At 62.1% G+C, this 20,946-nt stretch carries 20 protein-coding genes; 14 read left to right on the top strand and 6 right to left on the bottom strand.

The window, feature by feature from the left end; genetic code table 11:
• Window positions 1-272 precede the first annotated feature (272 nt).
• From V7N12_RS03585 to V7N12_RS03610, 6 genes are read left to right on the top strand one after another with little or no spacing between them, the layout of a single operon-like run.
• Window positions 273-794, top strand: coding sequence for a hypothetical protein (locus V7N12_RS03585; protein WP_333712752.1), 522 nt, complete (start codon window positions 273-275; stop codon window positions 792-794).
• Window positions 709-1,473, top strand: coding sequence for a hypothetical protein (locus V7N12_RS03590; protein WP_333712773.1), 765 nt, complete (start codon window positions 709-711; stop codon window positions 1,471-1,473). The genes V7N12_RS03585 and V7N12_RS03590 overlap by 86 nt, the downstream gene beginning before the upstream one ends.
• Before the next feature lie 51 nt (window positions 1,474-1,524).
• Entirely contained in the window at window positions 1,525-2,607 is a 1,083-nt protein-coding gene (locus tag V7N12_RS03595; RefSeq protein WP_333712753.1) for an extracellular solute-binding protein, read from the top strand.
• 53 nt (window positions 2,608-2,660) lie between these two features.
• The gene (locus tag V7N12_RS03600) at window positions 2,661-3,749 is read left to right on the top strand and encodes an ABC transporter ATP-binding protein (protein ID WP_333712754.1); all 1,089 of its coding nucleotides are present in this window, start codon (window positions 2,661-2,663) and stop codon (window positions 3,747-3,749) included.
• Window positions 3,746-4,642, top strand: coding sequence for an ABC transporter permease subunit (locus tag V7N12_RS03605; RefSeq protein WP_443089932.1), 897 nt, complete (start codon window positions 3,746-3,748; stop codon window positions 4,640-4,642). The genes V7N12_RS03600 and V7N12_RS03605 overlap by 4 nt, the downstream gene beginning before the upstream one ends.
• A gap of 3 nt (window positions 4,643-4,645) precedes the next feature.
• A complete protein-coding gene (locus tag V7N12_RS03610; protein ID WP_333712755.1) occupies window positions 4,646-5,443 on the top strand; it encodes an ABC transporter permease subunit in 798 nt (265 codons plus the stop codon).
• 84 nt (window positions 5,444-5,527) lie between these two features.
• On the opposite strand, the gene V7N12_RS03615 is transcribed toward V7N12_RS03610, so the two are convergent.
• Both V7N12_RS03615 and V7N12_RS03620 read right to left on the bottom strand, forming a co-directional pair.
• Window positions 5,528-6,610 carry a Gfo/Idh/MocA family protein gene (locus tag V7N12_RS03615; protein ID WP_333712776.1) on the bottom strand — a complete coding sequence of 361 codons (1,083 nt, stop codon included), beginning with the start codon at window positions 6,608-6,610 and terminating at the stop codon, window positions 5,528-5,530.
• Window positions 6,611-6,621: 11 nt separating this feature from the next.
• The gene (locus V7N12_RS03620) at window positions 6,622-7,329 is read right to left on the bottom strand and encodes a GntR family transcriptional regulator (protein ID WP_333712756.1); all 708 of its coding nucleotides are present in this window, start codon (window positions 7,327-7,329) and stop codon (window positions 6,622-6,624) included.
• A gap of 104 nt (window positions 7,330-7,433) precedes the next feature.
• On the opposite strand from V7N12_RS03620, the gene V7N12_RS03625 reads away from it, so the two are divergent.
• The 6 genes from V7N12_RS03625 to dctP all read left to right on the top strand — a co-directional run bounded on the left by V7N12_RS03625 (window position 7,434) and on the right by dctP (window position 13,348).
• Window positions 7,434-8,591, top strand: a complete 1,158-nt coding sequence (locus V7N12_RS03625; protein ID WP_333712757.1) for an LLM class flavin-dependent oxidoreductase — start codon at window positions 7,434-7,436, stop codon at window positions 8,589-8,591.
• Window positions 8,591-9,481 (top strand): aldo/keto reductase, encoded by an 891-nt coding sequence (locus V7N12_RS03630; RefSeq protein ID WP_333712758.1) that lies wholly within the window; start codon window positions 8,591-8,593, stop codon window positions 9,479-9,481. The genes V7N12_RS03625 and V7N12_RS03630 overlap by 1 nt, the downstream gene beginning before the upstream one ends.
• A complete protein-coding gene (locus tag V7N12_RS03635; RefSeq protein WP_333712759.1) occupies window positions 9,481-9,984 on the top strand; it encodes a flavin reductase family protein in 504 nt (167 codons plus the stop codon). The genes V7N12_RS03630 and V7N12_RS03635 overlap by 1 nt, the downstream gene beginning before the upstream one ends.
• 116 nt (window positions 9,985-10,100) lie before the next feature.
• Window positions 10,101-10,697, top strand: a complete 597-nt coding sequence (locus tag V7N12_RS03640) for a TRAP transporter small permease (RefSeq protein ID WP_333712761.1) — start codon at window positions 10,101-10,103, stop codon at window positions 10,695-10,697.
• Window positions 10,697-12,268 carry a TRAP transporter large permease gene (locus V7N12_RS03645; RefSeq protein ID WP_333712762.1) on the top strand — a complete coding sequence of 524 codons (1,572 nt, stop codon included), beginning with the start codon at window positions 10,697-10,699 and terminating at the stop codon, window positions 12,266-12,268. The genes V7N12_RS03640 and V7N12_RS03645 overlap by 1 nt, the downstream gene beginning before the upstream one ends.
• A gap of 24 nt (window positions 12,269-12,292) precedes the next feature.
• Window positions 12,293-13,348 carry a TRAP transporter substrate-binding protein DctP gene (dctP, locus tag V7N12_RS03650; protein ID WP_333712763.1) on the top strand — a complete coding sequence of 352 codons (1,056 nt, stop codon included), beginning with the start codon at window positions 12,293-12,295 and terminating at the stop codon, window positions 13,346-13,348.
• Window positions 13,349-13,397: 49 nt separating this feature from the next.
• Here the strand turns inward: dctP and V7N12_RS03655 are convergent, their stop codons facing one another.
• Window positions 13,398-14,627, bottom strand: a complete 1,230-nt coding sequence (locus V7N12_RS03655; protein ID WP_333712764.1) for a PqqD family peptide modification chaperone — start codon at window positions 14,625-14,627, stop codon at window positions 13,398-13,400.
• 713 nt (window positions 14,628-15,340) lie between these two features.
• Here V7N12_RS03655 and V7N12_RS03660 point away from each other — a divergent pair.
• On the top strand, window positions 15,341-16,150 hold the full coding sequence (locus V7N12_RS03660) for a c-type cytochrome (protein WP_333712766.1): 810 nt from the start codon (window positions 15,341-15,343) through the stop codon (window positions 16,148-16,150).
• Window positions 16,151-16,253: 103 nt separating this feature from the next.
• Here the strand turns inward: V7N12_RS03660 and V7N12_RS03665 are convergent, their stop codons facing one another.
• The 3 genes from V7N12_RS03665 to V7N12_RS03675 form a co-directional block, all read right to left on the bottom strand.
• Window positions 16,254-17,447, bottom strand: coding sequence for a glycerate kinase type-2 family protein (locus V7N12_RS03665; RefSeq protein WP_333712767.1), 1,194 nt, complete (start codon window positions 17,445-17,447; stop codon window positions 16,254-16,256).
• 66 nt (window positions 17,448-17,513) lie between these two features.
• Window positions 17,514-18,791, bottom strand: coding sequence for a DUF3422 family protein (locus tag V7N12_RS03670; protein WP_333712768.1), 1,278 nt, complete (start codon window positions 18,789-18,791; stop codon window positions 17,514-17,516).
• Between the two features lie 129 nt (window positions 18,792-18,920).
• Window positions 18,921-20,093: a type III PLP-dependent enzyme gene (locus V7N12_RS03675; RefSeq protein WP_333712769.1), complete on the bottom strand. Its 1,173-nt coding sequence runs from the start codon at window positions 20,091-20,093 to the stop codon at window positions 18,921-18,923.
• Window positions 20,094-20,338: 245 nt separating this feature from the next.
• On the opposite strand from V7N12_RS03675, the gene V7N12_RS03680 reads away from it, so the two are divergent.
• The gene (locus V7N12_RS03680) at window positions 20,339-20,887 is read left to right on the top strand and encodes a pseudouridine synthase (RefSeq protein WP_333712771.1); all 549 of its coding nucleotides are present in this window, start codon (window positions 20,339-20,341) and stop codon (window positions 20,885-20,887) included.
• The last annotated feature ends 59 nt before the right edge of the window (window positions 20,888-20,946 follow it).

Raw genomic sequence — 20,946 nt, forward strand, 5'->3', positions numbered from 1 at the left:
TGTGTATTTTTGATTCAAAAAATTCTACAGTTCGACTGGACAGAGAAAAAGAGTGAGTCGGCCTTCAGGCGAAAGCCCTGCGGACAGAGGTGATGGAAATGGACGACAGGCCGCCCGTTCTAGACGGCAAGACGCCAGATTTGGCGGCATGGCTGGCCGTTCATCCCGAGATCGCGACGGTTCTCATCGCGACGCCTGATATAAACGGGGTCTTGCGCGCCAAAGGGTAACCGCGGGATCAGGCCGGAAAGATCGATGCAGGCAGGGCCGCCGTGCCGCTGTCGATGCCAACTGTTGATTTTATTGGCGAAGAAATACTAAACTGTCGCGAGGTCAGCGAAACCGGTGACTGCGATATCTTCGTGCGCCGCGCTGACCGCCCCCCGGCGCTCTCTGCGGCGCGCCATGATACGGCGACGGTCCTTGTCGATATGGTCTGGCCTGACGGTCGCGCGGTCGAAACCTCGTGCCGTCATGTATTGCGAAAAGTTATCGCGGCCTATGCCGAAGCCGGCCTGACACCCGTCGCGGCGCTGGAAGTGGGATTCTACCTCTTCGATCCCGGCCAGCCCGGTCTGGTGCTGCCGCGGCATCCGGTGTCAGGCAAAGCGATGTTCGGGCGCGATCCCTGCCATCTGGATGAGTTCGAGATCTTCGGTTCGTTCTTCCGCGATGTCCGCCAAAGCCTGCGCGGCCGCCGATATCGAGGTGGTCGGTCTGGGGTCGGAAAACGGCACCGCGATGTTCGAGATCAACACCGCGCATACCTCGGACATCATGAAGGCGGCCGATGATCTGACCCTGCTGCGGCTCATCGTGCGGGCGGTGGCGCGGCGCCATGGATTTGGCGCGACCTTCATGCCCAAACCCTTTGCCGATCTCGACGGCGCAGGGCTGCATCTGCATTTCAGCGTGCTGGACGCAGGTGGCCGCAACATCTTCGACGATGGCAGCGATCAGGGAACCCCGGCGCTGCGGTCGGCGGCGGCGGGGCTGCTGTCGCGGGCTGTCGAGATGCACCTTGTTCAGGCGCCGCATGTCAGTTCCTATCGGCACTTCATGGCGAACGCCTATGCGCCCAACCTGCTGGGCTGGGGATATGACAACCGCTTTCTGCCGGTGCGCATCCCCGGCGGTCCCGGCACCGACCGCCGGATCGAGCACCGGATCGCGGGCGCCGATGCCAACCCCTACTTGCTGACAGCGCTTCTGCTTCAGGCGGCACTTGACGGCATTCTGTCCCAGATGGAGGCGCCGGACCCGATCCGCGGTGATCCCCATCATCTGGGCCTGCCATCGGTCCCCCGTGACATCCACACAGCCCTGGCGGCCTTCGAGGCCAGCGACTGGATCCGCCAGACCCTGCCGCCCCTGTTTTTCGAAGCCTTCATCAACGCAAAGCGACAGGAAGTGGACCGCCTCATGTCCCATGTCAGCCAGTTCGAAATCGACATTTTCCGCGACCGGGTGTGAAGCCTGCCCACCAATTCCGATCAAACCGACGAAACCAACAGGAGAGACAAGATGATGACCAGACCTATTGCCGGTGCTGCCGCATGTGCCCTCATCGCGGGGGCCGCCAACGCCGAAGAACTGCACATATTCACCTGGGCTGATTATTTCGCCGCCGACACGGTGTCGAATTTCGAGGCAGAGACGGGAATCGACGTGGTTCTGACCTATTTCGACAGCGTGCCCGTGATGGAGACCCGCCTGCTGACCGGCGGCTCCGGTTTCGACGTGGTCCTGTCGGCGGCCTCCTCGGTCGAGCGGTTCGTCACCTCGGACCTGCTTTTGGACCTGAACGAGCTGGATCTGGCAAACACGGGCAACCTTGATCCCGTCATCCTTGCGCGCGCGGCGGAATATGACGCAGGCGGCTTTTATTCCATGCCCTACATGTGGGGTGCGACGGGTTTCGCCTTCAACCCGGCGATCCTGGAAGAGCGTCTGCCCGGCGTCGATATGTCCGATCTGGCGAACTTCTATGACCCCGAGGTCATGGCCGCGCTTGCCGATTGCGGTGTGGCGATCATCGACAGCCCGAACGAGGTGATCGGCATGACGCTGAACTACCTTGGCCATTTCCACGGCACCGATGACAGCGCGCAGGTCAATGAGGCCCTCGATCTGCTGACCGGCATCCGGCCCCACATCCGCTACATCAACAGCGTCAAGAACATCGACGACCTCTCATCGGGGGAAATCTGCGCGGCCTTTACCTATTCCGGTGATGCCGCGGTGGCGAACTGGACGGCCCTCGAAGCCGATAATGGCATCGAGATCGAATTCGTGATCCCCCAACAGGGCACGGGTCTCTGGATCGACGTTTGGAACGTGATGGCGGATGCGCCCAATCCCGACGGCGCGGCGGCCTTCCTTGACTACCTGATGCGGCCCGAGGTGATCGCCGATATCACCAATACCGTTTATTATGCCAACGCCAACGCGGCCTCGAAGGAATTCGTCAGCGAAGACATCCTGAACGATCCGGCGCTTTACCCCACAGACGAGGTGGTGGCGAACCTCTATCCGTCGATGACCCTGCCGAATGCGGCCCAGCGCCTGCGAACCCGCGCCTGGACCACCTTCACGACCTCTCAGTAATCGCCCTGTCGCCGAAGCGGCGTTTTCCGCTTCGGCGATCGAAGGAAACCGCGATGCCCAATCCTGCCTTCATTCAGATCGACCGCGTGCAAAAGGCCTTTGGCGCTGTGCAGGCCGTGCGCGATGTCAGCCTGCACATCGCTGAGGGCGAGATCATTTGTCTGCTCGGCGGCTCTGGCTCGGGCAAGTCGACCCTCTTGCGGATGCTGGCGGGTTTCGAAAGCCCGACCGGCGGTCGCATCCTGATCGACGGCGCCGATACGGCAGGCACGCCGCCAGAGCAATTGCCCGTCAACATGATGTTTCAGTCCTATGCGCTGTTTCCGCATATGACCGTTTACAACAACATCGCCTACGGTCTGCGCCGCGAAGGCGTGCCCAAGTCCGAAATCGGCCCGCGGGTTCAAGAGGGTCTGCAACTGGTCAAGATGAGCGACTATGCCAGCCGCAAGCCCGCGCAGCTTTCAGGCGGCCAGCGGCAACGGGTGGCGCTTGCGCGGGCGTTGGTAAAGCGGCCGAAGGTGCTCTTGCTCGATGAACCTCTGGCCGCGCTTGACAAGAAACTGCGCGAGGAAACCCAGCAAGAGCTTTTGACGATCCAGCGCGCCTTGGGCCTGACCTTCATCGTGGTCACGCATGATCAGGAAGAAGCCATGCATCTGGCGAACCGTGTGGGCGTGATGGATGAGGGGCGACTGATCCAGGTCGGCACGCCTGACGAGATCTACGAACATCCCAGCAACCTCTTCGTCGCCAATTTCGTCGGGCGCTTGAATACGTTCGACGCTTTGGTCCTGCCGCCCGAAGGCGGTATTGCGAGGGTGCAGATGGCGGGCGACATCGTGATCGCGGCGGCGGATGCCTCCCAGTTCGGCGCCCGGACGCCTGTCACCGCCGCCATCCGCCCCGAGTCTGTGCAGATCAAGGCCGCCGGAAGTGACGACAGCCTGCCGGGCAGGATCGAATTCGTCGGCTTTCTGGGGCGCCAGATCACCTATACGATCGCTTTGCCCGGTGGGCTGGAGGTTCAGGTCGACACCCAGAACACCCGCGAAAGCGGCCCCCGCCCCAAGGTCGGGGACACCGTCGGCGTCCATCTGCCACCCCGGGACATGAAACTCTTCGCAAGGACGTCCGCATGAAAGTCCAGGGACCGGTCGGCACCCTTGGACGGGCGCTTGTCATCGTGCCGGTCTACGGCTGGATGGCGCTGTTCTTTCTGACGCCCTTTCTTTTCGTCTTCGCCATAAGTTTCTCTGAAGCCATCATTGCCAGCCCACCCATTGCCCCACTCACCCGGCATGACCCTGCCGGCGGCACATTCGAGATCCGGCTGAGGCTCTTCAACTATCAACTTTTATGGGAGGATAACCTCTATCTGCGCGCCTATCTCAATGCGATATGGGTGGCGCTGAAATCGACACTGGCCACGCTGCTGATCGGCTATCCCATCGCGCTGGCCATCGCGCGGTCCACCAAACGGATGCAGGGAGTGCTGATCCTCGCGATCATGCTGCCTTTCTGGACCAGCCTTCTGGTGCGCGTCTACGCCTGGATCGGGATCCTGCGGCAGGATGGGGTGCTGAACATGGTGCTGCTTTGGACGGGCTTGATCGATCAGCCATTGGTCCTGCTGCAAACCGAAATGGCGACCTATATCGGCATCGTCTATACCTACCTGCCGTTCATGGTGCTGCCCATCTACGCAGTTCTGGAGGCGCAGGACCATGACACCCGCGATGCCGCCCGCGACCTTGGCGCAACCCCACTGGTCACGTTTCTGACGATCACCCTGCCGCTGTCATTGGGTGGTGTCGTGGCGGGCTGCCTGCTGGTCTTCATCCCGTCGGTGGGGCAATTCGTGATCCCCTCGCTTTTGTCGGGGGATTCGTCGCTGATGATCGGTCGGGTGCTCTGGAACGAGTTCTTCTCGAACCGCGATTGGCCGGTGGCGAGCGCCGTGGCGATCATCATGCTGGCGGTGCTGGTGATCCCCATCATGGCCTTCCAACGCGCCCTCAACCGGGAGATCTGAGCGATGCCCCGGTTTCTGACCTTGTCACTCTGGGCGGGGCTCGCCTTTCTTTACATGCCGATCCTGATGCTGATCGCCTTCAGCTTCAACACATCGCGGCGCAGTTCGGTCTGGTCGGGGTTCACCTTGGATTGGTATGCACAGTTGTTTCGCGACCCCGCGATCCTGCAAGCGGCTTGGCTGTCGGTTCAGATCGGCGTCTACAGCGCGACGATCGCGACCATCCTCGGGGTGCTCGCCAGCGGGCTTTTGGTCAAATTCGGCCAGTTTCGCGGACGCAGCCTCTTTGCGGGCCTGATGTCCGCGCCGCTGGTGATGCCCGAGGTGATCATCGGTATCTCGCTGCTTTTGCTGTTCATCTCGTCGGCCGAGCTGTTCGGCTGGCCTGCCCAGCGCGGGATCATGACCGTCACGATCGCCCATGCCACCTTCGGGGCGGCCTTCGTGCTGGTCGTCGTCCAGCCGCGGATGCGCGCGATGGACAAAAGCCTTGAAGAAGCCTCGCGCGATCTTGGTGCCAAGCCGCTTGCGACATTCGTCTACATCACCCTGCCGCTGATCGCGCCTGCGGTGATCGCCGGTTGGTTGCTGGCCTTTGTCGTGTCATTCGACGATCTGGTGATCGCCTCTTTCACATCGGGACCGGGGTCGTCGACCCTGCCGATGCTGATCTATTCCAAGGTGCGGATCGGGGTGTCGCCGGATGTGAATGCGCTGGCCACGCTGCTGATCGGCGTCGTGGTGATCGGTCTTGTGGTCGCCGCACTCTTGCTGCGCCGCAGATCGTCGGACCTGGGCTAAGGGACCTTTGCGCGGCAAAGGCCCCTTCGATCGCCATTTTCGCAACAGGTCGCGGACCCGCGTGTGCAGCGCAACCAGCCCCCGCTACAGTATCACCGCCTGCCCGGTCCGCGCGCTTTCCTGCGCGGCCAGACCGATCTGCACGGCGCGTTTGCCATCTTCCAGCGTCACCTCGACCGCGCCCTCGCCGCGCAGAACGGCATTGAAGCGCTGGTGCTGATAGAAGGTCGAGCCGTTGTGATCCCCCGCGTCCAGCAGCGTCGGATCGACGGGGATCTCGGACACGAAGGGCCCCTTGGGCGCGCGTGGTGAAATGATCATCTGCGGCACAGGCGGATCACCCAGCAGCTTGGGCCAGAACCGCCCCGGTCCCGGCACCAGCGCCTCGATCTTGCCTTTGGGGCCGACCGCGCTGATCTCTTCCTGATATTTGCTGCCTTCGGCGAACATGCAAAGTTCCAGCATGGCGCGTGCCCCCTTCGCGAAGTCGAGGATCACATAGCCGTTGTCCCAGATATCCGGCACCTCTTCGTTGTAGCGCTCTTCCAGATGGTTCATGGCCTGACCGGCGCTGGCCATGACGCGCACAGGCTCGTCATCGAGGATCAACCGCATCAAGTCGAAGAAATGGCAGCATTTCTCGACCAGCGTCCCGCCGGTCTTGGCGTTGAAGCGGTTCCAGTCACCGATCTTGGGCAGGAACGGGAAACGGTGCTCGCGGATGGTCAGCATCTTGATGCCGCCGGTGGCCTGTTCGGCCTGTGCGATCAGCGCGGCAACGGGCGGCATATAGCGGTATTCCATCGCGACCCAGACCGGATGCGGGTAGTCCTTGAAAAGCGCATCCAGCAGCGCCACATCCTCGGGTCGCGTATAGAGCGGCTTTTCGCAGAGGATCGGCATGGGCCGTGTGGCGACGATCTGTTGCAGTTGCGGCACATGCAGGTAGTTCGGGCTGACGATCACCACAGCGTCGAGGTCGGGATGGGCCAGCAGGTCATCCAGCGACGTGGCCACATGCGCATCCTGCGCCAGTAACGCGGCGGACTCGGCCAGTTCCGGCACAGGATCATAGACGACCGAGACTTTGCCCGCAGGCAGCAGATTGATGTTCTGAATGTGCTCGCGGCCCATCATGCCGCAACCGATCAGACCGTAATGAACCATGTCCAAGATGATTACCCTTTTCCCATTCGTGAGATGTAAGTGGCGCGACCGGCGTCGAACCATGTGCGCGAAAACTCGGCCGCCTCTTTGGCGGCACTGCGGCTGACCCGCGTGATATGTCCGACGGTTTCACCCGCAGGCAGATGGAATGCGGACGGTGTCCAATCCGGCAGCACGTCGATCCCGATACGGTCCTCGACCGCGACGATCACCAAATCCAATTCGTGGCGGTAGAAGTAGTAAAGCGAATCCGTGAGGTCCGCGACACCCACCTCGTCGCGCCATCCGGCATCCAGCCAGATCTCCTCGAGTGCGACCAGAACCTCGCCGAGAAAGCGCAGTCGCCTGATGCGATGTCCGTCGGCATGACCACCCAGCGCGGCAAAGGCAGCCGGTTTGGGCAGGCGATCGACCGACAGCACCTTGGCTTTGGGCAAGCCCCCGCCCTGCAACAATTCCAGCCGGAAGAAGGCATAGACACTGTCCACCGCGGGCCTGTGGCGGACATAGTTGCCCGAACCCTGCACACGATCGAGCAGACCCTTCGCCTCGACATCCGCCAGCGCCTTGCGCAGCGTGCCCACGGCGACGCCCAGTTCGTCCGCCATCTCGCGTTCGGGCGGCAGTCGCACGCCATCGGCAAGGCGTCCCGCAGCGATTTCACGGATCAGCATTTCGCTTAACTGGATGAATTTCGGTAGCTCAGAAGTCTGCGCCAATGCGTTCTCTCCCAAACCGCACGACTCAAATTGATACACTATTGATACAGATCAATGCAAATGCTACGCAAGTGGAAAGAGGGAAACCCCGGGGGAGGGAATCAATGACAGTCGTACCGGTCACAAGCGCCGATCTGGACGCCGCCGAAGTCTCGTGGTTTTCGGCGCTTTGCTCTGACGATTATCAATTCCTCGGGGTGCCCGACGGCGATCTGCGGTCCTCGTGGGAGCATTGCCGCGATATCGCGCTGACCGCCGAAAAGCAGGGCTTTCGCAACATCCTTGCCCCCTCGTCCTATCAGGTCGGGCAGGACACTTTGTCTTTCGTGGCAGGGATGGCGCCGCTGACGGACCGGATCAACTTTCTTGCCGCCATCCGCTGCGGCGAGGTGCAGCCGATCATGCTGGCCCGCACCATCGCCACGCTCGACCATATGCTGAAGGGTCGTCTGACGCTGAACGTGATTAGCAGCGATTTTCCCGGTGAAGTGGCCGAAAGCGCCTTCCGCTACAAGCGCAGCCATGAAGTGGTCGAGATCCTGCGCAAATGCTGGACACAGGACGAGGTCAGCTATGACGGCGAGATCTACCAGATTTCCAAGCTGACGACCGACCCCGCCAGACCCTATCAGCAGAACGGCGGCCCCCTTCTTTATTTCGGCGGCTACTCGCCCGACGCGCTGGAGTTGTGCGGCGCGCAATGTGATGTCTACCTGATGTGGCCCGAGACGACGGATATGCTTGAACAGCGTATGAAGGACGTGAACGAACGCGCCGCCGCACATGGCCGGACGCTGGATTACGGCCTGCGCGTGCATATGATCGTCCGCGACACCGAGGCCGAGGCGAAGGAATACGCCGACTACATCGCCAGCAAGCTGGACGACGAATACGGCAAACTGATCCGCGACCGCGCCCATGACAGCATCAGCCTTGGCGTGTCGCATCAGGCGCGCGCGCGGGAACTTGCCGACAAATTCGGATACACCGAACCCGGCCTTTGGACGGGTGTCGGCCGGGCGCGCTCGGGCTGTGGTGCGGCCCTTGTGGGATCGACGGATCAGGTGCTTTCCAAGATCGAGAATTACCGGAAAATGGGTATCCGTGCCTTCATCTTCTCGGGCTACCCGCATATCGACGAGGCCGAGCATTTCGGCAAGCGCGTCATGCCGCACCTGAAGACCTGCTCGCTGCCGCATGCCTACGGGCGCGTGCCCGCTGATACCCCCGCAACACCCCTCGGAAACGGAGTCCGCCGCTAATGGATCGCATCAGGATCACCGACGACCTCTCTTTCAGCCGCATCGTCTATGGCATGTGGCGTCTGGGCGATGATGCCGACACCTCGCCGGCCCATGTGCAGGCCAAGATCGAGGCCTGTCTGGCGCAGGGCATCACGACGATGGATCAGGCCGATATCTACGGCGGCTATGCGGCGGAAGAGGTGCTGGGCAATGCCCTGCGCGCCGCCCCTGACCTGAAGGACCAGATCGAGATCGTCACGAAATGCGATATCGTGGCCCCTGCGGGACGCTATGCGGACGCGCGCGTGAAATACTACGACACCAGCCGCGCGCATATCCTGGCCTCTGTCGATCATTCGCTGCGGCTGATGGGCGTGGACAAGATCGACACGCTGCTCATCCACCGCCCCGATCCGATGATGGACCACCACGAGACAGGTGCCGCGCTGGACGAGGTTGTGGCCGCGGGCAAGGTCCGGACGGTCGGCGTGTCGAACTTCAAACTGCACGACTGGACGCTTTTGCAATCGGCGATGAAAACGCCGCTGATCACCAACCAGATCGAGCTTTCGCTCTCGGCGCATCAGGGGTTAACCAATGGCGACGTGGCCTATCTGCAAGAGCGCGACGTGCCGATCATGGCGTGGTCGCCCTTGGGTGGTGGCAGCCTGATGACCGGGGCGGGTGCCGTGCAGGACGCCATGGCCGCCATCGCTTCGGCACATGGTGTCGATGCCGCCGCCGTCGCCGTGGCATGGCTTCTGGCGCATCCGGCCAAAATCATTCCGGTGATGGGCACGAATAACCTTGACCGGATCAAGACACTCTCCGACGCTGCGAAGGTAAAGCTGGACCGACAGACATGGTTCGCGCTTTATACCGCAGCACTCGGGCATGAGGTTCCGTGATGGACGGAAGGTCAATCGCCAGTTTCGATCCCAGCACGGACAGCGACAGCTTTCGCGGGGCCTTGGGCAGCTTTGCCACCGGCGTGACGATCGTCACAACCGACGGCCCCGAGGGTGCGGTGGCGATTGTGGCCAACAGCTTCGCCAGTGTCTCGCTCGACCCGCCGCTGGTGCTGTGGTCGCCCGCCAAATCCTCGCGCCGGTTCGCGCATTTTGCGGGCGCGCGCCGCTTTGCGATCAATGTGCTCTGCGCCGAGCAGCATGACATCTGTGCAGCCGTCGCCAAGTCCAAGACAGCGATCAACCACGTCCCGACGCATCTGTCCCATTGCGGGATGCCGTTGATCGACGGGGCGCTTGCCACATTCGAATGCAGTCTGCACGCGACCCATGACGCGGGCGATCACGTCATCATCGTGGGACTGGTCACCAAGGCACATCACGGAACGGGAGATCCGCTGGTGTTCCACGGGGGGAAATACGGAGTCTTCGCGGCGCGCTGATCATCAGCTTGCCAAGATACTCTGGGGGGAGGTCCGGGCGCATGTCCGGAAACGGGGGCTTTGCCCCCACAGACAACAACGGGCCGATGCCCGGGGCAAAGACAGGGGAGGTGTCGATGTCGGTTCTTTTTGGCCTTTTGTGGCCGCTGGAACGGTTCAACACGGTGGTGCTTGCCATTGGCAAGGCCATCGCGATTGCCGCACTGGCCATCATGGTTGTCCTGATCCTTGGTCAGGTCTTCTTTCGCTACGTGATGAACGACGCCCCGAACTGGACCGAGGAAGGGGCGCGGTTCGGGATGCTCTGGATGACCGGCTTGATGGCGCCGCTGGCCTATCGGATGGGCGGTTTCGTCTCGATCGACATGGTGGAACGCGCCCTGCCCCGCATGGCCTCGACCCTGCTCAGCCTCTTGCTCTTGGGTATCGCGCTTTGGGTCCTGATCATCGCATGGGACCGTGGCCTGAACAACCACGTCGATACGATCTCGGGGCGGGGGTGTTCCTCATCCTTGCGCTGGCCATTCGGCTTCGAGATCGGCAAATGCGGCAACCGCTTTCAGAACAACTATCAATATGCCTCGCTCTGGGTCGGGGTGAACCTGCTGATCCTCGTCAATATCGAGCTGATCATCCGGCAGGTGATCAAGCTTCTGGGTCACGGCGACCGCCTGACCAATCTGCAAACCGAAGACGTCGGGGGGGCTGACTGATGCTTTTGTGGTTCCTTCCTCTCTTTCTTGTCCTGATCATGATCGGCCTGCCGGTGGTCTTTGCCCTGCTGGCCTCGCCCATCGCGCTGCTTATGTACGAAGGCGATACCCGCAACGTGGTCGCGGGTCTTTATCGTAACCTTTATAACGGGATGGACAGCTTCCCGCTGATGGCGCTGCCCTTCTTCATGCTGGCAGGCGAGATCATGAACCGTGGCGGCATCACGATGCGGCTGGTGGAGTTTTCACAGGCCTTCATGGGACACCTGCGCGGCGGGCTGGCCCATGTGAACATCCTGTCCTCGATCCTCTTTGCGGGCCTGTCGGGATCGGCCGTGGCCGATACATCGGCGCTGGGGTCAACGCTGATCCCCGCGATGGAAAAGAACGGCTACTCGCGCCGTTTCGCCGCTGCGATCACGGCCGCGTCTTCGGTGATCGGCCCGATCATCCCACCTTCGGGGATCATGATCATCTATGCCTACGTGATGGGCGAAAGCGTCGCGGCGCTGTTCTTGGCGGGCATCGTGCCCGGTGTGCTGGTGGGGATCGGCCTGATGGTCATGGTCCGGCTGATGGCCGACCGCTACAACCTGCCCAAGGCGGAACGGATCGTGTCCAAGGGGCAGGATATCTCGACCGTCGAATATTGGGTCAGCTTTGTCCTGATCCGGATCAACGTCGCCGGTCTGTTGCTTGCGGCCTATGCGGGGCTGTCCGGTCTTGTCGGTCTGTCATTCGAGAACGAGGCGGGCGATACCGTGCACCGGCTGAACCTCTGGATCGTTTTCGCGATCCTTTTGGCGATTTCGCACATCCTGCTGATGGGCTACCGCAAGCGGGTCAGCCACGACTTCCGCATGGTCTGCAAGAAGGCCGTAGCACCACTACAGACACCGATCATCATCCTTGGCGGTATTCTTGTCGGCGTCTTCACCCCGACCGAGGCTTCGGCGGTCGCGGTTTTCTACGCGCTGATCGTCAGCTTCTTCGTGCTGCGGTCGATGAAGTTGCGGGACCTGAACGCGGTGCTGACCCGTTCGGCGCTTGCCACCGCAGCGGTTCTCTTGCTGGTCGGCGCTGCCGTTGCCTTCAAGACTGTCGTATCGCTGTCATATGCGCCGCAGATCCTCAGCGACTATATCCTGTCGCTGTCCGAGAACCCGCTGATGCTGCTGTTCCTGATCAACATCCTGCTTTTCATCGTGGGGATGTTCCTTGATGCGGGTCCGGCGATCATCATCCTCGGGCCGATCTTGGGTCCGATCTTCCTCGACCTTGGCGTGCATCCCGTGCATTTCGCCATCATCATGTCGGTCAACCTGACCGTGGGGCTGGCGACGCCGCCGATGGGGCTTGTCCTGTTCGTGGCCTCATCCGTCTCGGGCGAGCGGGTCGAGGCCATCGCAAGGGCGATCCTGCCCTTCCTTGCCGTGCAGGTCGCGGTGATCTTTCTGATCACCTATGTCCCTGCCATTTCCATGACAGTGCCGTATCTGGCCGGTTTTCTGGGCTGTGGCCCAGAGGTCGGGTTCAGCGCTTGCATCAGCCCGACTCCGGGCGCCAACTGACAGCATAACAATAGGGAGACAGATATGCTGAAACAATTTACCAAAGTCGCGGCCACCGCTGCGCTGCTGGCGACACCGCTGGCGGCATGGGCACAGGATTTCACCATCCGCGCGACCGCCAATTCGAACGAAGACGACGAGGACTATGACGGTCTGGTCGTCTTCAAGAACTACGTCGAGGCAGCATCCAACGGCCGCATTGCGGTCGAGATGTTCATCGGCACCCAGCTTTGCGCCACCGGTGCGGAATGTCTGGAAGGCGTGGCCGAAGGCTCGATCGACGTCTATATCTCGACCTCTGGCGGCGCTGCGGGGATCTTTCCGTATATTCAGGTGCTCGACCTGCCCTACCTGATGTCGGATGACCGCGTGGCCGAGGCCGTGCTTTCCGGTGATTTCGTCCGGACACTGCGTGACCGCGCGCTGGCCGATAGCGACAACACCATCCGTCTGATGACCATCGGCAACACCGGTGGCTGGCGCAACTTCGCCAATACCGAGCGCCGCGTCCAAACCCCATCGGATCTTGAAGGCCTGAAGTTGCGCACCGTTGTCGCCGACCTGCCCGTGCAGCTGGTCGAGGCCATGGGGGCATCCGCGACGCCCATTCCATGGCCCGAGCTGTTCACATCGCTGCAAACCGGTGTCGTCGAAGGCACCGCCAACGGTATCACCGACATCATGGGCATGAAGTTCCCAGATGCGGGCCTGCAGTATCTGACGCTTGACGGGCACTCTTACATGGGTGCGCTTTGGTGGATGAGCAACGAGAACTTCATGGCAATGCCCGAAGACCTGCGCCGCGTCGTCGTCGATGGTTTCTACCAGCTGCAGCAGGCGACCTTCGCCTCGCCCAAGCGCAAGTCGATCCAAGCCTATGAGGACTTTGTCGCAGGCGGCGGCGATATCTACGTGCCGACGATGGAAGAAAAGGCAGCTTTCGCCGAAGCCGCAGCACCCGTCTATGACTGGTTCCGCGAAAACGTCGATGGCGGTTCCGAGATGCTGGATGCGCTGATCGCTGCCGTGGCCGAAGTCGAGGCCGATCTGGCAGCGGACTACAGCTCTGACCTCAACTGATCCGTAGACCACAGACCGACAGAGGGCCGCCGATCTGGCGGCCCTTTTGCTATCCGGCCTGACGGATCAGACCGTCGCGGAACATGAATGTCAGCGCTGCCGCCACATCACCGGCAAGCTGATCGCGCGGGACATCGGTGAACAGATCACCCAGAACCGCAATCACGGTCTCTGCTTCCAGCGGGTCTTCCAGCAGCTTCCAGATCATCGCGGACACCGGGTTCAGGCGATGAATGGCCAGCCCTGTCGCACTGGCCAGATAGATCGCTTCTGCCGTCTCGACCTCGGTAAATCCGGCAATCCGCGCAAAGGTGGCCTTTATGTCGGCGACGTCCTGCGGGCGGTCGTGCAGGCGTTCAAGCGGCGCGGGCCGTGTCGGGGGGTGTTCCGCGTCAGCCGGGACCGTGGCTGCGGGCAGGCCAGCCAGCAGGGGCGAGCCTTCAAGAAGCGCGGTCGCCTCTTCGACGTCGCGATATGTCAGGCGCAAGACCGGCACAGTCGTCGCCATGGCCCCCGTGATCGCCAAGATCGCACCCGCATGCACCTGTCGCCCGAAGTTCTGCGTGACGATCGCTGCAAGTGCCGCATCCGCGCTGACGGGCGTCAGTTCGGCAGGGCCCGTCATCTCCATGTCGCGGTCCAGCATCACGATGGCACCGACCGGCATTTCGGTGCCCGAGGTCGGCAAGTCGATCCCCGCAAGATAGCCGTATTGCCGGTTGCGGACGGCAATGCGCGTCTCGATCCATGCCGCGAAATCGGACGAGACGGTCTCGGGCAGCGGCAGGCGCAGCCGCGGGGCAATCCCGTTGGCCACGCCCGAGATCACGCCGGTGGCAGGATCGACCGCAAGCGGGATGAAGTCATCGGTAAAGATCGCATGTCCATGCCGCGCGAGGCTTGCCGACAACAGGCTTTTGCCTGCGCGGCGCTGGTTGGGAAAGATCACCAGACGATCGCCAAAGGCAACCGCCGCTGCGTGCAGACACAAGAGATCCGGACGGCTGCGCAACCTTTCCCACGACATCTCGACAATCAGATCACAGATCGCATTGACCGGATTGTGCTCAACCTCGGGCCGCACCGCACGCGGGGCGCTCAGCCGCCATGACCTGCCATCGCCGGTCGGTCCGACCGTCGCAAAGGGGGCGTCCGCCTTGCCGGATTGCACGATGGGCCAGGCCGCGACGACGGGGGCCAGGATCGGTATCACCTCATCCGGAGAGACGATCCTGACCGGATGCGCGAGGCCGGAAAACTGAATATCGCGGGTCTGCATCTATCCCCACAAAAAAGCGGCGGCCCCACTTCGGGGCCGCCAGTTATCGTCATACCGGCCCCGTGACCCTGTCAAGGATCACGGCGCCAAGGGATGACCGTCAGCGGCTGACACGGCATACGTTCGCTGCGGAATCAAAGACGCCGCCGATCGCTTCGCAAGAGCTGGGACCGGACACGCGGCTCGGCAGACTGGGCCGGCTTGGACGGCTTGCGGAACTTACGCCGCTGGCGTCGCTTGGGCTGCTTGGGCTGCTCGGCCGGCTTGGTCTGCTCGGTCTGCTGGGTGCACTTGGATCGCTTGCATCGCTCGGGTCACTTGCCGCCGAGGCATCGCTTGCCCCCGAAGCATGCGCCATCGACATCGTTGTAAAGGCGGGCACAGCATAGGCTGCCGCGGCAAGGCCGCCGATACGTGCAAGCATCTTGCGGCGAGTGAGTGTGTTTTCCTGGTCTGACATTTTGTGTCCCTTTTCAAATGATGGTTCAGTTTGTTTGGTGGCCACAGAAACCTTCGGCCTCTGACAACACAATCGACCTTTAGACGGCATTCGGGCTGCACATCCATTCAGCATCGGTTTATCTTGACCCTATAAACCAAAGGTATACTTGCCTGTTGGGCCTTGTATAATACTAGGGCAGCCATGACCAGAAGTGACGCAACACATTGAAAATAGTCACTTTTGTTCTTTGCCAATGACGCGGGGGATACTGATGTCGGCCGATTTGACCACGTTTTCGAACCATTCCGATTTTCCGCGTGCTGCAGGCAGAAAGCTTGCTGTTCTGCTCTTGATCCTGCTTTGCGGCATCGGAATCGCCGGGACGGTCAAGGCGCAAACGGCTGAAATGCCAGGTGATGACCTGCCGATCAACGATCCCGATGACATCCTCGCGGTCTGTGGCGGGGACCCGGCGGCGGGCGAACCGAACTTCGCCCAAACCTGTGCCGCCTGCCATACACTTGGCGAAGGCGCGGCGCATGGCGTGGGACCTAACCTCTACGCGCTCTATGGCCGGACTGCGGGCAGCATCGATGGTTTCCAGTTTTCAGCCGCCATGCAGGCCGCAGGTGCAGAGGGCCTCGTCTGGGGGCGCAGCACCCTCGCGCCATTCCTCGAGGACCCGCAAAGCCTTGTCCCCGGCACGACCAAACAGCCGATGCCCGGCATGGACAATGTCATCTATCGCACGGACCTGATGACCTATGTGCGGCTGAACACGACACCACCACCCCCCGCGCCGGAGGACGTGACTATCCCCGCCGAGCTTGCCGCCATGCAGGGCGATCCGGCCTATGGGGAGTTCCTTTCCTCGGAATGTGCGTCCTGTCACGTCTCGGGGCGGGCCGCGTCTTCGGGCGTGCCACAAATCGACAATCTGACATCTGACGAAATGATGCTGGCACTGGTGCAATACCGGCTGGGTGCGCGTGACAACTCGACCATGGTCAGTATCGCGCAGACACTCGGCGATCTCGAAATCGCATCACTGGTGGCCTACTTCGCGCAACAACAGGACTGATCCCCTCTGACTTGGCCGTCTGTTCGCCCAAGCCCCCGTCATTATTGGCCCGAAAATATCCCCGCCGGAGGCTCCGGCCCTTGCGGTCATGAAACCCCGCCGCTCAGGCGCGCGGACGGATCAGAACCCCCAGATCGGCCACATTTGTTCCGGTCGCACCGGTGATCAGCAAATCACCTGCTTCGGCCAAGGCCGCATAGCTGTCGTTATCGGCAAGCAAGGCGTCCAGATCGGAAATCCGGTCCAATGTGCCCTGATCCACAAGTCCCCCTGCTGCATCCGTCGGCCCGTCGCGCCCGTCGCTGCCCGCTTGCAAACAGACAAAATCGCCCCATCCGCGTGCGCGCGCCGCAAGGGCGATCCGCAGGGCCAGTTCCTGATTGCGCCCGCCGCGCCCAGTGCCGCGCAGAACGACCGTGGTCTCCCCACCCCAAAGCGTGATGCCCGGACCGGCCCTGTCGCAGATCCTGCGGGCGGCCTCTGCCACGTCCCCTTCGATCGGGTCAGACAGAACGGTCGCCCCGGGCGCGGCCGCCTGCATCGCGGCAAGGCTCAGCGCGTTCGAACCGACAAGTCTGTTTCTGGCGGACGGCAGGGCAACTGCCGGCTTGCCTTTCAGCAGATGTGTACGGACAGGCTCCGGCGCTTTCTCCCAGATGTCTGCGCCCTTCATGAGGGCAATCGCATCGCTGGCAGTCCCGATCGGCGCGACCGTGGGGCCGCTGGCAATCACTGCCAGATCGTCGCCCACGACATCCGACAGGATCAGCGCCGTCACAGGATGTGGTGCCGCGTGGCGCAGGAACCCGCCGCCCTTGAGGTCCGAAAGCTGCTGACGCACCAGATTGATCGCCCTGATGTCCATCCCCGCCCCAAGCAAAAGCGTGTTGACCGCCGCCTTGTCGGCCAGCGTCAGATCGCCCGCAGGCGCCGGCAGCAGTGCCGACCCGCCGCCTGAAATCAGGGCCAGCACCGGTCCTTGCGCGGCCTGCAACGCCGCCCGCACAGCGCGCGCGGCGGCTGCGCCATTCTCGTCCGGCACCGGATGGCCCGCCGCGAAGACCTCTGCCCCGTCAAGGGCGCCCGCATTTTCGTAATTGGTCACGACAAGACAGCGCACCCCGGCAAACCGCCCCAGCGCCGCGTCGGCCATGCGCATCGCAGCCTTGCCGATCGCGATGATCAAAGCCGGTTCTTCGACATCGCCCAGATGGCCCACCACCGCGCGATAGGGATCTGCCGCTTTCAGGCCTGCCGCAAAGATGCGCTTGGCCTCGGCGCGTCCGTGATCAGTCATTTGCACTCCGGCGTCAGAACAGGCGCGTCGGACGGACGACAGTCGCCGCAGCGACAGCGCCAATCACTAAATATGTTTGCGGATACGGTTCACCATCGCCCAGACGAGAAAGACAACAACCGGCGTGACGAGGGCTGTCAGGACCGTCTTGCTGATACCAAGGCTTTGTTCGGCAGGTCCCAGCACGTTGAGCACAAGGTTGACCGCATAATAGCTGATCGCCACCACCGACAGCCCCTCGACCGTGCGCTGCAGGCGCAGTTGCAGGTCGGCGCGCCGGTCCATGCTTTGCAAGAGTTCCTGATTCTGGGCCGAGCGGTCCACATCGACACGGGTCCGCAACAGGTCGCCCGCGCGCAAGGCGCGTTCCGACATTGCGTGCAACCGGCCTTCGGTCGATTTCACCGTGCGCATCGCCGGATCGAAACGACGCATCATGAATTCGCCGAAGGTCTGGCGTCCGGAAAAGCGCTCTTCGCGCAAGACCGCGATCCGCTGGTTGACGATCGTCTCGTAGGCGCCGGTCGCGCCGAAGCGGAAAGAGGACTGCGCGATGGTATTCTCGATCTCGGCAGAGACTTCGAGCAGCGATTGCAGCACGACAGCCGGATCGCAGGCATCCGAGCGCATGTCTTCCAGCAAGGCAGTCAGACGCTTGTCGAACTCACCCATCTTCGGGCCCAGATCGCGTGCGCGGTTCAGACCGAGCATCGACATGGCCTTGTAGGTTTCGATCTCGCACATCCGTTGCACGACGCGCCCGATGCGGCGCTCGCCGACATGCGGGCGGGCAAACACCGCAAATCTCATGTGCCCCGCAGGATCGATGCGGAAATCACCTGCGATGACAAGATCGTTCTCGATCACGCGGCTGATCGCGAGGCTTTCGGGCACGAACCACTCATGCGCCTTTTCGGCCAGCCCCTCGTCCCCTTCCGCGACCTCGACCCGAATCAAGGCCGAGGTCACACGCGTCCCGGGTGCCTTGGCCAGCCAGTCGTCGGGGAAAACGGCAAAGGTGGCTGCGTCGAAGGGGCGTTCGGCGATGCCTTCGCCGAAAATCGTGTAGGTCACGAACTCGGTATGGCTTTCCCATTTCAGTTCGTGCTTTCCGATGGTGCCGAAATAATGCGTCGCGTTCGGCTGCGGATGCTTGGCGCCGAAACGGTCCAACAAATCAATCAGATGCGCACGATCCGCATCACGATCCCGTCCCGCCGCGTTCGAGGCCGGCTTGATCGCAAGATAGGCCGCGCGGCTGGGCGCTGCCACTGCCGGAAACGGTCGCGCGTGAAGTTCGTTGGCCATCGCATAGCGCAACGGATGGTCAGCAATTGACGACATCTGGATACCTCTTGCGCGCCTGTCTTGGGACAAACTAACGCCCTGCGCGCAGGAGTAAAGCCAAATTCTCTTTATTTATAATGTGTTACTGGCACACCACTGTATACGGGGTGTGCCAGCGGCGCGCTTTCAGATCACCACAACAGCAAGCGGAGGAAAGCCGTTGAACCAGACCGAGGAATAGGTCGATGTATAGGCGCCGGTATTGCGGATCAGCACGCGGTCGCCCGCCGTCAACGACAGCGGCAGCGAGACGGGGCGCTTTTCGTAAAGCACATCGGCGCTATCGCAGCTTGGCCCCGCCATGATGCAGGGACCGTGCTGGTCGGCATCGCGGGTGGTTTCGAACTGATAGCGGATCGCTTCGCCTTCGGTTTCGGCCAGACCCGAGAAGCGGCCGATATCGAGATAGACCCAGCGGTGCAGGTCACGCTCGGACTTGCGGCTGACCAGCAGCACCTCGGACACGATCACGCCGGCTTCGGCCACCATGCCGCGACCGGGTTCGGCCATGATCGTGCGGGCTTCGGGGAAGCGCGCCTCGACCATGTCCATCACCGCTGCGGCATATTCGGTCGGGGCCTGAATCTCCTCGCCATAGAAGGCAGGAAAACCGCCACCGATGTTCAGCACCGAAAGATCGTGACCGGCGGCGCGGGCTTCGGCCCAGATGCCTGCGAAAACGTCCAGCGTCGGTGCCCACATCGCAGCCTGCCGGGTCTGCGAGCCGACATGGAACGAAAAACCAACGGGGTTCAGGCCAAGCGATTTCGCCACGTCCAGCAGCTTGATCGCCATGTCACGGTCGCATCCGAATTTGCGCGACAGCGGCCAGTCGGCCTGACTGACTTCGACGATCAGACGGATGTAGACAGATGCGCCGGGGGCGTTTTCGGCGATCTTGACCAGCTCTTCCTCGGCGTCGGCGGCGAACAGCCGGATGCCTTCGGCATAGGCCCATGCGATGTCGCTGGCGCGTTTGATCGTGTTGCCGAACGAAATCTCGGCGGGTGCCGCCCCTTCCGCAAGGCAAAGCGCGATTTCACCACGCGAGGCGGCGTCGAAATGCGCGCCGAGATCGACCAGCCGCGCGATGATCTCGCGGGCCGGGTTCGCCTTGACGGCGTAATGAATGTCGGCGCGGCCCAGACCTGTTTTCAAGGCGCGATACTGCGCGCTGACGCGGTCGAGGTCGATCACCAGCGTCGGCTTGTCGAAGGTCCGCGATGCGACATAGGCATCCAGACGGGTGGCGGAGTCGGCGGAAGGTTGGCCCAGTTCGGGCGCATAGTGCATTGTCATTGGTCATCTCCAAAAGACCCGGCCATAATGGGTATTCCCACCGAAGACCGCTCAGTTCCAAGGGAGACGTTACCGTCGCTACGTAAACACGAGTGCGTTGACAATCACTGGCCAGAGGCGCGTGCGTTGGCGTCTATGCGGCGCCAAATGCGCCTCTTTCGGATTCGTTTCAAGTGGGAAAATCGCGGCAGCCGAAAATTCATGTCGGGATAGACGTTTGTGCATATCTTGGGCTAGGAGGCCCTATGTCCCGCATGATCCTTTTCAACAAACCTTACGGCGTTCTGTCCCAGTTCACGGACGCCAAAAGCCCGACGCCGCGCCCCACGTTGTCTGCGTTCATCAGCGACCCCGGGTTCTATCCGGCAGGGCGGCTTGACCGTGACAGCGAGGGGCTCTTGGTGCTGACCGATGACGGGCGGCTGCAAGCGCGGATCGCCGATCCGAAAAACAAGATGAGCAAATCCTATCTGGTGCAGGTCGAGGGCGCACCGACCGAGGCCGACCTGCAACCGCTGCGGGATGGGGTCACGCTGAACGATGGGCCGACGCATCCCGCCAGGGTGCGTCTGATCGATCCGCCGGCCCTCTGGCACCGCGACCCGCCGGTGCGGTTCCGCAAATCCGTGCCGGATCGCTGGATCGAGGTGACCATCAGCGAGGGCCGGAACCGGCAGGTCAGGCGGATGACCGCGCATATCGGGTTTCCGACGCTGCGGCTGGTCAGATGGCGGGTAGGCAGCTGGACATTGGACAACATCCCCAGCGGGAGATTCGTCGTTGCCGATGTCTGAATGTTGGTGCGGTCGAGAAGACTCGAACTTCCACGGGAGTTACCCCACAGCGACCTCAA

The organism is Yoonia sp. (genome assembly GCF_036770585.1).
GTDB lineage: Bacteria > Pseudomonadota > Alphaproteobacteria > Rhodobacterales > Rhodobacteraceae > Yoonia.

Coding starts and splice junctions, on each gene's coding strand:
- V7N12_RS03665 (WP_333712767.1), bottom strand. CDS start 17,447: ATGACTGATCACGGACGCGCCGAGGCCAAGCGCATCTTTGCGGCAGGC.
- V7N12_RS03600 (WP_333712754.1), top strand. CDS start 2,661: ATGCCCAATCCTGCCTTCATTCAGATCGACCGCGTGCAAAAGGCCTTT.
- V7N12_RS03645 (WP_333712762.1), top strand. CDS start 10,697: ATGCTTTTGTGGTTCCTTCCTCTCTTTCTTGTCCTGATCATGATCGGC.
- V7N12_RS03630 (WP_333712758.1), top strand. CDS start 8,591: ATGGATCGCATCAGGATCACCGACGACCTCTCTTTCAGCCGCATCGTC.
- V7N12_RS03625 (WP_333712757.1), top strand. CDS start 7,434: ATGACAGTCGTACCGGTCACAAGCGCCGATCTGGACGCCGCCGAAGTC.
- dctP (WP_333712763.1), top strand. CDS start 12,293: ATGCTGAAACAATTTACCAAAGTCGCGGCCACCGCTGCGCTGCTGGCG.
- V7N12_RS03675 (WP_333712769.1), bottom strand. CDS start 20,093: ATGACAATGCACTATGCGCCCGAACTGGGCCAACCTTCCGCCGACTCC.
- V7N12_RS03670 (WP_333712768.1), bottom strand. CDS start 18,791: ATGTCGTCAATTGCTGACCATCCGTTGCGCTATGCGATGGCCAACGAA.
- V7N12_RS03595 (WP_333712753.1), top strand. CDS start 1,525: ATGATGACCAGACCTATTGCCGGTGCTGCCGCATGTGCCCTCATCGCG.
- V7N12_RS03615 (WP_333712776.1), bottom strand. CDS start 6,610: ATGGTTCATTACGGTCTGATCGGTTGCGGCATGATGGGCCGCGAGCAC.
- V7N12_RS03610 (WP_333712755.1), top strand. CDS start 4,646: ATGCCCCGGTTTCTGACCTTGTCACTCTGGGCGGGGCTCGCCTTTCTT.
- V7N12_RS03640 (WP_333712761.1), top strand. CDS start 10,101: ATGTCGGTTCTTTTTGGCCTTTTGTGGCCGCTGGAACGGTTCAACACG.
- V7N12_RS03605 (WP_443089932.1), top strand. CDS start 3,746: ATGAAAGTCCAGGGACCGGTCGGCACCCTTGGACGGGCGCTTGTCATC.
- V7N12_RS03680 (WP_333712771.1), top strand. CDS start 20,339: ATGTCCCGCATGATCCTTTTCAACAAACCTTACGGCGTTCTGTCCCAG.
- V7N12_RS03635 (WP_333712759.1), top strand. CDS start 9,481: ATGGACGGAAGGTCAATCGCCAGTTTCGATCCCAGCACGGACAGCGAC.
- V7N12_RS03660 (WP_333712766.1), top strand. CDS start 15,341: ATGTCGGCCGATTTGACCACGTTTTCGAACCATTCCGATTTTCCGCGT.
- V7N12_RS03655 (WP_333712764.1), bottom strand. CDS start 14,627: ATGCAGACCCGCGATATTCAGTTTTCCGGCCTCGCGCATCCGGTCAGG.